We start from the raw sequence: 15,378 nt of genomic DNA, 5'->3' as shown, positions 1-15,378 counted from the left end.
GGTAACTAAACCACAAAAACATGACTAAAGTGAGCTGGATTGTTACCAAATAAAGCACTTTTTTTCACCATCTAAGCATACTATGAAGAGAACTGCTTTTCTAAGTTTTTCGTTATTTTGAGGATGATTGAGCCATGAAGAAACGTCTATGGATGAGTTTATGCATGGTTGTTGCAATTGGGCAAACACATGCATCGACCAGTGGGGATGAATATAATATCGCCAATGGTTTATCACCAGTTGTGAAATATCAATCGATTTCAGTCCTTAAGCCTTTTGATGGCAACTTCCGTATTCTCGGATCAAAAGTCTACCATGATGATGAACAAGCTAAATTTTCTCCGATTGACTATGCTGTCAGCCTAGGTCTTTTTGCTGAACCTGAGATTGCACGGACGATTGACGTTCGTCAGTATGACCGTTATCTGAATTGGAAAATGACCAAACTGCCTGTGCCACCAGATCAAGCGATTAAAATGGTGTCCAATATGCACATTATTCCTGCCAATCCTGAAATTGCCAAACAAATCAAGCAGGTGAAGCGTGGAGATTTAGTGCAGTTAAAAGGTGAGCTGGTCGAGATTCGTGATAAGGATCTGGTTTGGAAATCATCACTGACGCCAGGTGGTATTGGCGATGGTGCGTGTGAATTATTCCGCGTGAGTTCGATTCAGTGGATCGAGAAACAAAATATTTAAGTAGATCTTCTAATAAATAAAAAATAGAGGGCAAAAACCCTCTTTTTTTATAGGCGAGAATTATTCAGCCTGCATTTTGGTTTCAGGTGTTTGTGCGCTTTTCCAGTGGTGTAATTGGCTTTGTGCATGCAAATATTCACTCAGATGATTCACTTGTTTATTTGCATCCGTTTGCGTCTGAGTCGATGCAGTTCCTTGATCGAGGACTTTAGCTTGCTGTTCCCAATAATCATAGAGCAAGCCTTGAATATAACGTCCTTGTTCCGTTTTTAACTCCAAATCTTTCAGCATAGCAAGTGCAGATTTCACATTGTCTTTTTGACGTTGCTGTTCAAATTCAGGAGTTAACGTATTGGCTTCTTTCATCTTGGCCAATTCAATTTCCATGCTATCGCTCATGTCGGTAAAGCGCTTGTCATAATCTTCTAAAATCGCAATATCATGACCATCATCTGCTGTGGCAGGGAACTGCTTGATTGGTGTTTGATTCAGCTGGCCAATCGCATCATTGGTTGAACTGCTTGGCTGCTCTTTATGGGCAGAAGGCTCTTTGTCTTTATTGCATGCACTGAGCATGAGTGCTGAACTGAGTACACAGGTGATGGCAAATGTGATTTTAAGATTAGGCATAGCTCAACTCGTTCAAGGATTAATTTGATATTTTCTGAAAATGATAGGCAAAAGTGGTATAGGGGAAACTAATCTGATCTTGCGCAGTTAAGCCCGTAAAATCAAATACAATTTGTTCAAACTTTGCTTTAAGTTGTTGTTGCTCTGCAGTGGGCATGGCTGCAATAAAACTGGTTGAAAGTAGGCGTTTACTGACCACTTGCTCTACCGTACCTACATGTTGCTGCTGAAAGGTGTGCAATTCGATCAAGTTAAACAACTGCTGGTTCTCGAAAACTTGTTTCCATAACTCACTATGGTAGCGTGGTGTATCTCCTTCGAGAGGCGCGATTTCATCAGCCAACGCTTTGACCCAGTCGACATCGGTATCCCGCTGATTCCAGATCAGCCCTAAATGACCGGATGGCTTGAGTACGCGATGCATTTCACTGAGCGTTTCGATATTGGCAAACCAGTGGAAAGATTGGGCACAGAGAATGGCATCAAGGGATGCATCTTTTAGAGGAAGTTGTGTGCTGGATGCTTGTAAACATTCAACCGAGGGATAGGCCAGCTGTAGTTGCTGCAACATTTCAGTAACGGGCTCGACTGCGATCACTTTGGCCTGTGTTTGAATCAGGTAAGGTAAGAATTTGCCAGTCCCTGCACCAAGGTCAATAACAGTGGAATTTTCACCTAGTTGGAGCCGATCTTGCAGCCAAACCGCTATTTCTTGCGGGTAACTGGGGCGTACCTGTTGGTAGAGTTCTGCCCCTAAACTAAAGCCTTTTTGTGCGGTAGGATGCAAGGATTGTGTCATTTTTTGCGCTTTTTAATCTGTCTTATCTCTATAAAATAAGATACTCCGCAATTATGGTTTGGCAAAGCCACCATTTGGTGACTTTTTGCTACAGGCCTAGGATCAACTTTTCAGTGTGAGCATGGATAAGCAAATAATATTTGAAGATGAGCATATTCGCGTTATTTTTTTAAAAGGTTCAAGTGACACTTTAGTGATTTCGTTTGGCGATCTGATTAGTCGCGCTAAAGGCATGTCTATTAATGCTGAAAAATCGTTAATAAAATATCAATACAATGTGATCGGCATCATGCCGAAACAGAAATCATGGTTTCCTAAAAGCAGCATGCTCCAGATGCAGCAGCAGATTCAGCCAATTTTAGAACAATTCAAAGGAATTGTTGGCTATGGTGGCTCTATGGGCGGCTATGCTGCGATCAAATATTCAAATTTATTGAATATGCAAAAAATAGTGGCATTTGTACCTCAGTATTCAATTGACCCTGATGTAGTACAGGATCGCCGTTATGCTGAGTTTTTTGATGCATCTATCCATCAGGATATGCAGATTCAGGCTGATGAGGTCGATTCATCACGTGAATACATTATCGTCTATGATCCTTACTATGCAGAAGATAAAGAGCATTTCTTAAAGATCCAGCCTTTATTGCCTAAAATGCACGTCATTCACTTGCCATTTACTGGTCATGAAGCACTGTCTGTTTTAGCAAGCTCGCAGTTGTTGAATGATTTTGTGGTTAAGCCATTTGAAATCACTTATTTCTATAAGCGGGTTCGAGAGGTTAAAAAGCAAAGCAAGTTCTATTATCGTCATGTGTTGGATGCTTTATTACCGCGGCATAATCAGGCTTTGCTCAAAATTTTGGAACAGAACGAAATTGCTTTAGATGAGCGTTATTTTGATGCCGTTCTCAAACAGAAGCTGGTACAGCAACTGTTTAATTTAAAGCAGGGTACGGAACAAAATTTGCATAAGCTTGGGGTACATCTGCACTTTGTTCAACATGCAGCGGCATTGCCAGCCAATGTGGTAACAGCACAAAATCACTTTGTGGTATTTAATTTAGCCAGCTTGAAACTGGAAAGTTATACGGCGGAAATCATTGCAGCAAACCAAGCGTATTTATTGCCCTTAAATCTCACGGCAAATACTTTGGTCAAACTAAGATTGAATGACGAATATTATTTTCTCACCATGAATGACCGTGGGATTCATAAACTGGTCAAAGATGGTGAGCCATTTGCACTGGATCAATCCCCACTGGTGTTTAAACACTATGCAGATTTTTATAGTCTGAGCTATAAGCAACTGACTTTAAGCTGTGATGCATCTGGCTTTACTCAATTTATTGAGAACAACGCAGACGAGCAAACCAAGCTACAACTCTGCTGAATCTTTTGATCGCAATAAACAGGCCCTTTGAATATTCAAAGGGCTTTTTTATATTTTATAGAAGGTTAATTCGCACCAATTTTAAAATCATGAAAATTAAGCTTTTGTTTTATTTAAATTAATTTAATTATTTCGATTAAGTTATAGTTTAGTTTTATAAATATTAAAATTTAGAATATCTAAATAGTATTAAGTTGATTGGAAAAAGATTAAACTCATCCTATGGTCTTGTTTGATATTGCTATGAAAAAATGATGACGATTTTTTGAAGCATATCTTGCAAGTATTAATCGTTTTTTCAGTTATTTAGGCAAATAAAAAAACAGTGCTGCATTGTTTGAGTATGGGATGTAAATCGTACTTTATTAAAAATATATGTGAAATACAAAGTGAATATTAGAGTTTATTCACATGGTTTTATAGAAAAAGAAGTGTGAACCACGCAGTGATCAATAAATAGAGAAATGGAGAATATGAATGAAACAAATTGCAGCATTTTTAATTGTACTACTCGCACTAGGTTTAGTGGTTTTCTATTTGAAGCCATCAGAGCAGACACCTTTAAAAGATGATGTAGAACATGCTCAGGTTAATGCTAAGCATTCGGACATCACTCCAACCCTGTCAGATAAAGAGGAGACTGTAACAACAGAACAGACCAATTCGCATAAGTTGAACGAACTTAAGAGCACTGAAAAAGACCCTCAACTTTATGATACGAAGAGCGATCCTTCGATACAACCGATCGATCCTGATACTGATCCAGCCAATCAAATCGAAAAACTTTAAATCATCTAGATTGTTTTATTCAAGAAAGAGCAGTTCATAAAACAGTTCTTTATCCAAGAACGATGGAGATTAATAGTGAATAATAAAACCTTATTGCTTTTAAGCCTATGTACTTTTTATACCACCACAACCTCAGCAGCACTGGATGCTGTGCAACTTAAACAACGACTCAGCACCGCGGCATTAAACAAAGTGTCGAATGGCAAAATTAATATGGATGCCTTAGCCGACAATGATTCCAATGATTTATTGATTGAATATGAGACCAGTGCAACCAGCACTGCTTTTGGGTGGGAAAAGCGCAGCCTGATTGCAGATGGTAAAAATCAGTTCAAAAATAAATTTGCCAAAGCAGCGGGTTTTCAAACCTTGCGTGAGTTTAATGGCATACCTCTGGGGCTATACCGTATTCAAAACCGTGAAACCTTAGCGCAGGTTTTAAATGATCCTTCCGTCAAAGGGGTTTATCCAAATCGTAAAAATGTGCCAACCACAATGCAAAGTTTACCCTTGATCAATCAACCTCAAGCGGTCAGCAATGGCTTTACTGGAGAGGGTTCAAGTGTGGCGGTGATTGATACAGGTGTAGATTATACACATGCTGATTTTGGCTGTACTGCAATCAATAGACCTGAATCAACTTGTCGGGTCGTTCTTTCGTTTGATGTTGCGCCGAATGATAATAGCCGAGATGATAATGGGCATGGTAGTAATGTTGCAGGGGTGATTGCTAAAGTTGCATCTAAAACTAAAATTATCGGGATTGACGTATTTCGAAATGTACGTGTGAATGGGCAAGCGGGGATAACTGCCTATGATAGTGATATTTTGGCTGGATTGAATTGGACTGTGAACAATGCGAGAGCCTATAACATTAAAGCTGTTAACCTAAGTCTTTCTGTATATGGCGTCAAGTACACATCTGAGTGTCGAAATAGTAGTTATAGCACGGCTTTTGCCAACGCGCGGGCGGCTGGGGTTATACCTGTCGTTGCGACAGGGAATGATGCATTTGCAGATGGAATTACTTCGCCTGCCTGTGTGGCGGGTGCGGTACGTGTTGGTGCAGTATATGATAGCAATGTTGGAGCATGGACATGGGGAAATCCTGTGAAATGTTCTGATCCAACCACAACAGCGGATAAAGTCACGTGTTTTAGCAACGGTGGTTCGTTGGTTACGTTGTTGGCGCCAGGCGCAATGATTACTGCTGGTGGTTATACTATGGGTGGAACATCTCAAGCGACACCGCATGTGGCGGGTGCAATTGCCGTGTTACGTGCCAATGGCGTGACACCTTCAGAGACAATCGATCAAACCGTAAACCGTTTGAGAGTTACAGGTAAGCCAATTACGGATACACGAACTGGTTTAGTGTTCCCACGTATTGATTTACTTGCTGCAACCGGTGGGCTAAATCCAAATTAAGGTTATTTATAGTTTAAAGATTGATCCAAAAAAGTTTAAAAAGCCATGACTCGTTGCAGCTAGAGATAGATGCAACGAGTTTTTTATAAGCTTAATAGTACTGCGCTAGAATCTGGCTTTATCAAGATTTATGAATACCCGCGTTACAACGCTGCTGAATCTTGCAATCACAATAAAAAAAGCCCTTTGAACATTCAAAGGGCTTTTTTTATATCTTAATAGGGGGTTAATTCGCACCAATTTTTGCATTGGTGTTGACGTTTGCATTCACGCCTAACACTTTAACGCCGACATTCGCACCTGTTTGCAGGTTCTTTTTATCAGCATTCAAACCTGTTTTTGCATTAACTGCAGTTGTTTTGCCATTCAATTGTGCTTTGGCATTGGTTTGTGCTTCTAAATTCAATGATTTCGATTTTGATGTTGCCTGTTTATCTGCAATACGCTGTTTTACATTTGCACTGGTATCCGCAGCGAATTCTTTACCATCAACTGCCTTGTCTACAGCATAGTCTTTGGTATTTTTTACGACTTCACCTGTTTTACTGACAACGTGTGAACCCACATTCGTTGCGGTACTTACGGTTTGATGAGTAGCTGCAACACCGGTGTTGACCGCAGCATGACCGACATTATGTGCAGTATGACCAACACCTTGAGCCACTTGACCCACACCTTGTGCTGTGCCTTTCACTGCACCCGTTACGCCTTTAATCAGGCCGCTCGGTTGTACATTGACTTGAGCTGAGCCGCTGGCATTTGCCCCAACGTTCTGTGCAAAAACTGAAGCAGAAGCGAGGATACTTGTTGTCACGATAGCTGTTTTGATCATTTTTTTCATTGCGATTTCCTTAAGCGATGTACCGTATTGGGGTACTTCATCAACGCAATTGCATCATAGCGAGCAAAAAGTAGAAATCTATGGATTTCATCAAAACGTTACAACCTGATTACAGCTTAAAAACACTTTAGAAGGGAATTGTGGAGATCGATTACATGTATTGGAACGTGAAAATGATCGCTTTTTTTATGATATAGGTATATGTAAATCATCAGTTTTCGCAAGATTTTAAGCTAAAAAATTCTCTTGGTTTGGTTATGTTTTAACAGAATGAATATGAAAATTATGAATAAATAAATAGCTTTTAACCGATTCAAAAAAGATCAAAATAATGGCATTTTTATTGCTTGGTATAACTATGTGAAATTGTGATTACAGTTTTTTAGCAATTTCATATTTTTTATTGTGTTTCCTGTGACTAGAAACGCCACTACATGAAGCACAGAATTAAACAGCATTATGCCGTTATATTTTTTAGATAAACCCACGATTCAGATCGTATTTTATTTAAAAATATATGTGAAATATAAAGTGAATCTTAAATTGTATTCGCATTATTTATAGAAAAAGAATTGAAAACCAAGTAATGGCCAGTAAATAAAGCGCTGGAGAATATAAATGAAACAGATTGCAGCATTTGTAGTTGTATTGATTGCACTGGGCGTGGTGGTTTTCTACTTTGAACCTGCCGAACCGACCAGTTCAACCGATGATACCGCAATTTATCAGATCAGCCCTGAGCCTTCAGGGACGATCTCAACCACTTTAACCAAACAGGAGACCGACACCACCGAACATACTACATCACATATGTTGAAAAAATTGGAGACAACTCAAAAAGATACCCAATTTTATGACACCAAAAGCGATCCTTCGATACAACCGATTGATCCTGATACTGATCCAGCCAATGAAATTAAAAAACTTTAAATCGTCTGGGTTTCTTTTATCCAAGAAAAACAGATATCAAAAAACCGTTCTTTACCCAAGAACGATGGAGATCAATAGTGAACAATAAAACCTTATTACTTTTAAGCTTATGTGCTTTTTATACCACCACAACCTCTGCCGCAGCACTCGATGCTGTCCAACTTAAACAACGACTCAGCACCGCGGCATTAAACAAAGTGTCGAATGGCAAAATTAATGTGGATGCCTTAGTCGACAATGATTCCAATGATTTACTGATTGAGTACGATAGCAGTGCAACCAGCACTGTTTTTGGGCGGGAAAAGCGCAGCCTGATTGCAGATGGTAAAAGTCAGTTCAAAAATAAATTTGCCAAAGCTGCAGGTTTTCAAACCTTACGTGAGTTTAATGGCTTGCCTCTAGGGCTATATCGTATTCAAAACCGTGAAACCTTAGCGCAGGTTTTAAATGATCCCTCTGTCAAAGGGGTTTATCCAAACCGTAAAAATGTGCCAACCACCCTGCAAAGTTTACCCTTGATCAATCAACCTCAAGCGGTCAGCAATGGCTTTACTGGAGAAGGCTCGAGTGTGGTGGTGATTGATACAGGGGTGAATTATAAGCATGCTGATTTTGGTTGTACTGCGGTAAATACACCAGCTTCGACCTGTCGCGTGGTCTATGCTTTTGATAGCGCACCTGATGATAACAGCTTGGATGATGATGGACATGGCAGTAACGTGTCAGGAATTGTTGCCAAAGTTGCATCTAAAACCAAAATTATTGGCATCGATGTTTTTAGAAAAGTCAGATCGCAAGGACAATGGGCCAGTACCGCATATGACAGTGATATTCTGGCAGGCATTAACTGGGCCGTGAATAATGCGCAAACCTATAACATCAAAGCCATTAATTTGAGTTTAGGTGTGCCTGGGGTGAAATATACATCTGAATGTAGCAACAGTAGTTATAGTACTGCTTTTGCTAATGCACGGGCAGCAGGTGTCGTACCTGTAGTTGCTTCGGGTAACGATGCATTTGCAGATGGAATTTCTTCACCAGCCTGTGTGGCAGGCGCGGTACGCGTCGGTGCAGTTTACGATAGCAATATTGGCGGTGTGTCATGGGGCAATCCATTGAAATGCTCTGATCCAACCACGGCAGCCGATAAAGTGACATGTTTCAGTAATGGTGGTTCACTCGTCACTTTACTTGCACCTGGTGCCATGATTACAGCAGGGGGTGAAACTCAAGGTGGAACTTCACAAGCTGCACCGCATGTGGCTGGCGCAATTGCATTGCTGCGTGCCAATGGCGTGACGCCATCAGAGACCATCGATCAAACCGTAAATCGTTTGAGAGTCACAGGTAAGCCAATTACAGATACACGAACTGGTTTAGTGTTCCCACGTATTGATTTACTTGCTGCAACCAGTGGGCTAAATCCAAATTAAGGTTATTTTATAGTTTAAAGATTGATCCAAAAATAGTTTAAAAAGCCATGACTCGTTGCAGCTAGAGATAGATGCAGCGAGTTTTTTTATAGGATTAATGACATTGCGCTAGCTTATTCGCGCTGAAATTACTTTGTAGTTTTTGAAAATTGGCTTGAACGGTCGCATCTTGCACATCAAAGGCAGTTGCTGTCGTTGGTTGAGCAAGCGATTTATCTTTATAGTGCTGAGTGGTTGAGCTTGCTGAAATTAAACCATTTTGATTAAAGGCCCAATGTTCAATGGCCTGACCGCCATCGAAATAGCCAGTAAACTCAATCATGCAGTGATTTTCCTGCTTGATCAGTTTTGCAAGATTACCTTCAGTTGAGGGTGATGCACCAATATTCTTTACTTGCTGCAAGGATTGGGCCGTGGTGTTCGTTGAGGAAAGTGTAGAGCAGGCAGTAAAGCTGATCGCACTGATGCAGGTGAGTAAAATAATTTTAAAAGGGTATCGCGTCATGTGCAAAATTCCAGTCCTATGAATTTATGCACTTGAGTGTGTCGGCAAAAATCGTGAAGTTCAAGGAATGTTTTGAGCATACACTGTAAATTTAAAGCCTATTTTTCAAATCACTATAACTGAAGCAATGTGAGCAAATGGTCTTTGATAGGGGGAAGGTAAAGCACTATTTTGCTGAACTACGCAGCATAAAAAACCTCTACTGCGTAGAGGTTCTGGATTTAGTTATTTGAAGGCTGGCTGAGTCCAGCTCGTTCGATTGGGACATTCCCTTCATTGGTTCCAACCACAGCATCTTTGGTGTCTTGCCATTTCTTCGCGGTATATTGTGTCGCTTTCTTGGTTTGCTCTTGCACAATTTCAGACTGTTCAGCAGTGTATTCTTTGGTGTTCTTCCATTTTTCACTCATCTTTTGCGATGTGTTTTCAGATGCGCCTTGGATTGAATCACCGAGATTCTGCATGCCTTTGCCAGTTTTATACAACAAGACACGACCTAAGCTTGGGTTATCACCATAGGGCATGGCTTTTTCAGGCACAGCATTAGATGCATTGGTTGTCGTGTTGTTGGCTGTATCTGCTGCCCATAGAGAAGACGATGCCACTAGTGCAGTCGTAACACATAATATTTGTACTTTATTCATCATCTTTTCTGTCCTTTCAGCGATAGCGTCGCAATCGAGATTTTATATCTTATCGGTCGGCAGAAGAAAAGAGTGGGGATGATATGAAATTGATACAGTTATGTATAAAGAATGAATTTCTATTGAGAAATAATAAAGGGATCTATCATAGATCCCTTTATTAAATCGTCATTTATTGCTTAACCCTGTAATACACTCACATCAGCAATCGCCGTGAATAAATCACGTAATTGAGCGAGTAAACGTAAACGATTGGCTTTTAATTCAGCATCATCTGCCATCACCATCACGCCTTCAAAGAAGGCATCAATTGGTGCACGAAGCGCAGCAAGCTTAGACAAAGCTTCGGTATAGTTACGTGCCGCAAGCAATGGCTGAACCACAGGCGTGAGCGCAGACAACTCTGCATAAAGTGCTTTTTCAGCAGCTTCAACCAGATTTGCTTCAACCACAGCACCTTCCGGTGTTGCTTCTTTGGCAAGAATATTGGCAACACGTTTATTTGCCGCAGCCAATGCCGCCGCTTCTGGCAAAGTACGGAAATGATTGACCGCAGTCACACGCTTATCAAAATCAAGTGGAGATTTTGGAGCAAGTGCTTGAACCGCCTGAATCACATCAACCGCTACGCCCTGATCTTCGTATTTAGCGCGGTAACGACCTTCAAGGAAAGCCACTGCATCGGTACGTGTCTTGTCATGATCCTTAACAACATCGCCATAACCTTGTAAGGCAAAGTTCACCAATTCTTCAATCGTAATGTCTAATTCATTTTCGATGATTAAACGTAAGATACCGATTGCAGAACGACGTAATGCAAATGGGTCTTTCGAACCTGTTGGTGCTTGACCGATACCGAAAATACCCACTAGCGTATCTAAACGATCCGCAAGGGCAATGGTTGTACCTGTCTTGGTTTGCGGCAATACATCACCCGCAAATTTCGGTAAATACTGCTCACCTAAAGCTTCGGCAACTTCATTATTCTCACCTTCAAGGCGTGCATAGTAAGTCCCTGCAATCCCTTGAAGTTCTGGGAATTCACCCACGAGTTCAGAAGTTAAGTCACATTTAGCCAGTAATGCTGCTTTCTCAGCATCAGCAACATTGGCACCCGTAATTGGAGATAATGCCACAGCCAATTTAGCAATACGTTCTGATTTATCCCAAAGTGTGCCCAATTGCGCTTGGAACACCATGTTGGCTAATTTTTCTTTACGAGATGCAAGCGGTTGCTTTTGGTCTTGTAAGAAGAAGAATTCCGCATCAGACAAACGAGGGCGTACAACTTTCTCATTTCCTTCAATAATTTGAATCGGATCTTTCGACTCAATATTTGAAATGGTAATGAAGTAAGGCTGTAATTTACCTTCGGCGTTGATTAAACAGAAATATTTCTGGTTATCCTGCATGGTGGTAATCAAAGCTTCTTGTGGAACAGCTAAATAACGCTCTTCGAAAGTAGCACGTAAAGCAACTGGCCATTCAACCAAGCTAGTCACTTCATCAAGCAAATCTGCTGGTACAATCGCAGTCGCATTCACTTCATCAGCTAGCTTTTTCACTTGCTCTTGAATCGTCGCTTGACGCTTTTCAAAGTTCGCAACCACATAGGCTTGTTCTAAAGTCGCCAAGTAGTCATTTGCATGTGCTAAAGTCACGGCTTCAGGCGCATGGAAACGATGACCATAAGTCACGTTACCTGCTTTGTGATCTTGAATCGTTGCTTCAACTACTTGATCATCTTTCAGCAATACCACCCATTTTACTGGACGTACGAATTCAGTACGGCTTGCCGCTGAACGCATACGTTTTGCGATAGGTAAGTTATCCAATGCTGTCTGTAAAATTTGCGGTAATAAAACATCAAGGCTTTGACCTTTGACATCTTTTAGGAAGCACACTTTCTCAACTTTACCAGCTTGGAAAGTTGAAAGTTGGTCAACCGTAATGCCTTGACCACGCATAAAGCCTTCAAGTGCTTTAGTTGCATTACCTTCAGCATCATAAGCCGCTTGTACAGCAGGGCCATCAAAACGTTTTTGTGTGTCTGCTTGAGCAGCATCGATATCAACAATCTTCAACGCTAAACGACGTGGCGCAGCATAGGCTTCGATAGAAGCGAAGTTTAAGCCTGCATCTTTTAGGCCTTTTTCAGTTTCTGCTTTGAGTGCATCACGCAAAGTTTTTAAGCTTTTTGGTGGAAGTTCTTCACAGCCAAGTTCGAATAAAACTGTATGTTGAGTCATTATTTATTCTCCTTCGCTTTTTCAGCTTGGGCTGCTTCTGCTTCAACTTGTGCTTTCAGTTGAGCCAATACTTCATCACGTAAATGTGGTTCTGCCATTGGGAAACCAAGTTTGGCACGGGCTGCCACATAACTTTGTGCAATTGAACGCGCCAAAGTACGCACACGTAAAATATAACGTTGACGTTCAGTCACAGAAATCGCACCGCGTGCATCGAGCAAGTTAAAGCAATGCGATGCTTTGATTACTTGTTCGTATGCAGGAAGTGGCAGTTCAGCTTCGATTAAACGAGATGCTTCAGCTTCGTAGAAGTCGAACAATTCAAACATTTTATCGACTGGTGCGTATTCGAAGTTATAGGTTGATTGCTCAACTTCGTTTTGATGGAATACATCACCGTAAGTTACTGTACCGAATTGACCTTTAGTCCAAACTAGATCGTAAACAGAGTCTACACCTTGCAGGTACATTGCCAGACGTTCTAAACCGTAAGTGATCTCACCTGTGACTGGATAGCATTCAATACCACCAACTTGCTGGAAGTAAGTGAACTGAGTCACTTCCATACCATTCAACCAAACTTCCCAACCTAAGCCCCATGCGCCAAGTGTTGGAGATTCCCAGTTGTCTTCGACGAAACGGATGTCGTGTGTGAGCGTATCAATGCCGATTGCTTTTAATGAATCGAGATAAAGCTGCTGGATATTGTCTGGGTTTGGCTTAAGTACCACTTGGAACTGATAGTAGTGTTGTAAACGGTTCGGGTTTTCACCATAACGACCGTCTTTCGGACGACGTGATGGTTGAACATAAGCCGCGTTCCAGGTTTCTGGCCCCAATGCACGTAAGAAGGTTGCAGTGTGGAATGTACCTGCGCCCATTTCCATATCATATGGTTGTAATACGACGCAGCCTTGCTCCGCCCAATAGTTTTGTAGGGCAAGAATCAAGCCCTGAAATGTGTCAATATGCGATATAGCACGACTCATGGTGCATCCACTGGAATCAAACAAAAATTGTGGTTAAGTATAAGGATTTTGTAGAGGAGTGGCAAAGGCTAGTTGGGGAATTTCAGCTTTGAAGAGGTCTGAGCTTTATGGATGCTTCTCAGTAATAAAATCCAGTTGGTGATGGCAAAGGTGAGAGAGAAGCAACAGAAAATCAGAAAAAATCTAAATGAGATGATATTGATTTGAGCGGTATTTAAAATAATGATTAGGCTAGGGACAACAACAGTAAATAAAAGGGCATAAGCCATAATGGAAAAGAAATACAGCACTTGGTATTTTCGTAGCAACAGTTGCACAAAATAGGTTGGAAGAAAAACGAGAATGAAATAGATCAATGCAATGTACAGGACAACCAAGAACACCTCATAGAATACTTTTAATATTTCTATGGAAAAGTAATTATCAGGTGCAAAAAAAGCGACAAATATAAAATAGATGGGAATACTGGCATAGAAGGGTGTTTGGATCAAACAGCGCCGAATTTGTGCTTTGCTGACAATAAGTTTTTGAGTGAATGGTTGCGCAAGTTTTTGAAGTATGGGTTTCATGGTTTTTTAAAATCTTTAGGTATTTCAATTGCTTATATTTTGGTGTGGAGTTAATCAAGCTATTACATTGAATTATCATAATTTTTGATCATCACAAATCCTCGATCCACAACTATACGTCACCTCATGACGTATTGCATCTCACATGCTCTTAATTTCACAACTTTGAAATGCTAATTTTAAAACGATATTCTCTGTTTTCTTCAGGTCGTTTGAAATGTCTGATCGCATTCGTGAAAAGCTGCAAATTTTAGCGGACGCTGCCAAATATGATGTGTCCTGTTCCTCCAGTGGCAGTGACCGTAAAAATAAAGACAAAGGTCTAGGCGACGCGAGTCGGGCAGGGATTTGCCATAGCTATACCGATGATGGACGCTGTGTTTCTCTGCTGAAAATCCTCTTCAGTAATGTCTGTATTTTTGACTGTGCCTATTGCGTATCACGTCGTTCCAATGATGTGAAACGGGCTGCATTTACAGTACAGGAAGTGGTTGACCTGACCATTAATTTCTATCGACGTAACTATATTGAAGGGCTGTTTCTGAGTTCAGGTATTTTTAAATCCGCAGACTACACCATGGAGCGCGTGCTTCAAGTGGTGAAAAAACTACGCCTAGAAGAAAACTTTAATGGCTATATTCATCTTAAAACCATTCCTGGTGCTTCCCCTGAATTGATTCATGAAGCAGGCCTGTATGCTGACCGAATGAGTATTAATTTAGAAATGCCTACCGAGGTGGGATTAAAAGCCTTTGCCCCCGAAAAGTCACATCAAGAGGTGCAAAAAGATTTAGGATTGGTTCGAGATCGGCTGATTCAGTTGAAAGATGAACGTCAGATTATCAAGCATGTACCGAAATATGTCCCCGCAGGGCAAACCACACAAATGGTGGTCGGCGCCCATCAGGAAACCGATCAAGATGTGTTGTTTATGGCAGATCGGCATTACAAGGAATTTAAATTAAAGCGGGTCTATTTTTCAGGTTATGTCCCGATCAATACCGAAAACAATTATTTACCTGCGGTCGGTTCAGCACCGCCGTTATTACGCGAAAATCGACTGTATCAAAGTGACTGGTTGATGCGTTTCTATGGTTTTCAGGTCAATGAAATTGTCAATGAACGTTTCCCGCACCTAGATTTAGACGTTGACCCAAAACTGAGCTGGGCATTGCGTCATCCAGAGCATTTTCCCGTGGATTTAAATCATGCCGACTACCACATGATTTTGCGTGTACCCGGGATTGGGGTGAAATCAACTAAGAAAATTGTGCAAGCTCGTCGTTTTGGCAAGATCCATATCGACTTGTTGAAACAGCTCGGTGTGGCGTATTCACGGGCAAAGTTCTTTATTCGCTGTGAAGACAGCCCTCGCTTCCAGAAAGAATTTTCTTCCAGTTTTATTCGTCAGCAAATTTTAACCCAAGGTTCATCCAAATACGTTAAACAGCTTTCACCTCAATTGAGTTTGGGATTTTAAT

The 15,378-nt window shown here is 41.0% G+C and carries 14 protein-coding genes; 7 read left to right on the top strand and 7 right to left on the bottom strand.

The genetic code is table 11. The annotated features are described in order from the left end of the window. Positions 1-134 precede the first annotated feature (134 nt). Positions 135-698 carry a hypothetical protein gene (locus F887_RS01685; RefSeq protein WP_005297272.1) on the top strand — a complete coding sequence of 188 codons (564 nt, stop codon included), beginning with the start codon at positions 135-137 and terminating at the stop codon, positions 696-698. 60 nt (positions 699-758) lie between these two features. Here the strand turns inward: F887_RS01685 and F887_RS01690 are convergent, their stop codons facing one another. Then, positions 759-1,328 (bottom strand): hypothetical protein, encoded by a 570-nt coding sequence (locus F887_RS01690; protein WP_005297270.1) that lies wholly within the window; start codon positions 1,326-1,328, stop codon positions 759-761. A gap of 19 nt (positions 1,329-1,347) precedes the next feature. Then, positions 1,348-2,127: a class I SAM-dependent methyltransferase gene (locus F887_RS01695; RefSeq protein ID WP_005297267.1), complete on the bottom strand. Its 780-nt coding sequence runs from the start codon at positions 2,125-2,127 to the stop codon at positions 1,348-1,350. Positions 2,128-2,248: 121 nt separating this feature from the next. Between F887_RS01695 and F887_RS01700 the strand changes: the two genes are divergently transcribed. The 3 genes from F887_RS01700 to F887_RS01710 all read left to right on the top strand — a co-directional run bounded on the left by F887_RS01700 (position 2,249) and on the right by F887_RS01710 (position 5,737). After that, a complete protein-coding gene (locus F887_RS01700) occupies positions 2,249-3,520 on the top strand; it encodes a hypothetical protein (protein ID WP_005297265.1) in 1,272 nt (423 codons plus the stop codon). 477 nt (positions 3,521-3,997) lie between these two features. After that, the gene (locus F887_RS01705) at positions 3,998-4,309 is read left to right on the top strand and encodes a hypothetical protein (protein ID WP_005297263.1); all 312 of its coding nucleotides are present in this window, start codon (positions 3,998-4,000) and stop codon (positions 4,307-4,309) included. 75 nt (positions 4,310-4,384) lie between these two features. Next, entirely contained in the window at positions 4,385-5,737 is a 1,353-nt protein-coding gene (locus F887_RS01710) for a S8 family serine peptidase (RefSeq protein WP_005297261.1), read from the top strand. 226 nt (positions 5,738-5,963) lie between these two features. On the opposite strand, the gene F887_RS01715 is transcribed toward F887_RS01710, so the two are convergent. Then, positions 5,964-6,578 (bottom strand): hypothetical protein, encoded by a 615-nt coding sequence (locus F887_RS01715; protein WP_005297260.1) that lies wholly within the window; start codon positions 6,576-6,578, stop codon positions 5,964-5,966. Between the two features lie 618 nt (positions 6,579-7,196). Here F887_RS01715 and F887_RS01720 point away from each other — a divergent pair. Both F887_RS01720 and F887_RS01725 read left to right on the top strand, forming a co-directional pair. Continuing rightward, a complete protein-coding gene (locus tag F887_RS01720) occupies positions 7,197-7,508 on the top strand; it encodes a hypothetical protein (protein WP_005297257.1) in 312 nt (103 codons plus the stop codon). A 77-nt stretch (positions 7,509-7,585) separates the two neighbouring features. Beyond that, positions 7,586-8,941 carry a S8 family serine peptidase gene (locus F887_RS01725; protein ID WP_005297256.1) on the top strand — a complete coding sequence of 452 codons (1,356 nt, stop codon included), beginning with the start codon at positions 7,586-7,588 and terminating at the stop codon, positions 8,939-8,941. A 94-nt stretch (positions 8,942-9,035) separates the two neighbouring features. On the opposite strand, the gene F887_RS0118075 is transcribed toward F887_RS01725, so the two are convergent. From F887_RS0118075 to glyQ, 4 genes are all read right to left on the bottom strand, one after another. Beyond that, on the bottom strand, positions 9,036-9,446 hold the full coding sequence (locus F887_RS0118075) for a hypothetical protein (protein WP_032863001.1): 411 nt from the start codon (positions 9,444-9,446) through the stop codon (positions 9,036-9,038). 221 nt (positions 9,447-9,667) lie between these two features. Beyond that, positions 9,668-10,093: a hypothetical protein gene (locus F887_RS01730; RefSeq protein ID WP_005297247.1), complete on the bottom strand. Its 426-nt coding sequence runs from the start codon at positions 10,091-10,093 to the stop codon at positions 9,668-9,670. A 176-nt stretch (positions 10,094-10,269) separates the two neighbouring features. Then, positions 10,270-12,339 carry a glycine--tRNA ligase subunit beta gene (gene glyS / locus F887_RS01735; RefSeq protein ID WP_005297245.1) on the bottom strand — a complete coding sequence of 690 codons (2,070 nt, stop codon included), beginning with the start codon at positions 12,337-12,339 and terminating at the stop codon, positions 10,270-10,272. Then, positions 12,339-13,328 (bottom strand): glycine--tRNA ligase subunit alpha, encoded by a 990-nt coding sequence (gene glyQ, locus F887_RS01740; protein WP_004775941.1) that lies wholly within the window; start codon positions 13,326-13,328, stop codon positions 12,339-12,341. The genes glyS and glyQ overlap by 1 nt, the downstream gene beginning before the upstream one ends. Positions 13,329-14,114: 786 nt before the next feature. Here glyQ and F887_RS01750 point away from each other — a divergent pair. Beyond that, positions 14,115-15,377, top strand: coding sequence for a putative DNA modification/repair radical SAM protein (locus F887_RS01750; protein WP_005297241.1), 1,263 nt, complete (start codon positions 14,115-14,117; stop codon positions 15,375-15,377). Position 15,378 lies beyond the last annotated feature (1 nt).

Origin of the sequence: Acinetobacter sp. NIPH 2100 (assembly GCF_000369805.1) — a bacterium.
Classification (GTDB): domain Bacteria; phylum Pseudomonadota; class Gammaproteobacteria; order Pseudomonadales; family Moraxellaceae; genus Acinetobacter.
Note: the sequence above shows the minus strand (reverse complement) of the source record. Positions and strands in the feature narration are given on the sequence as shown.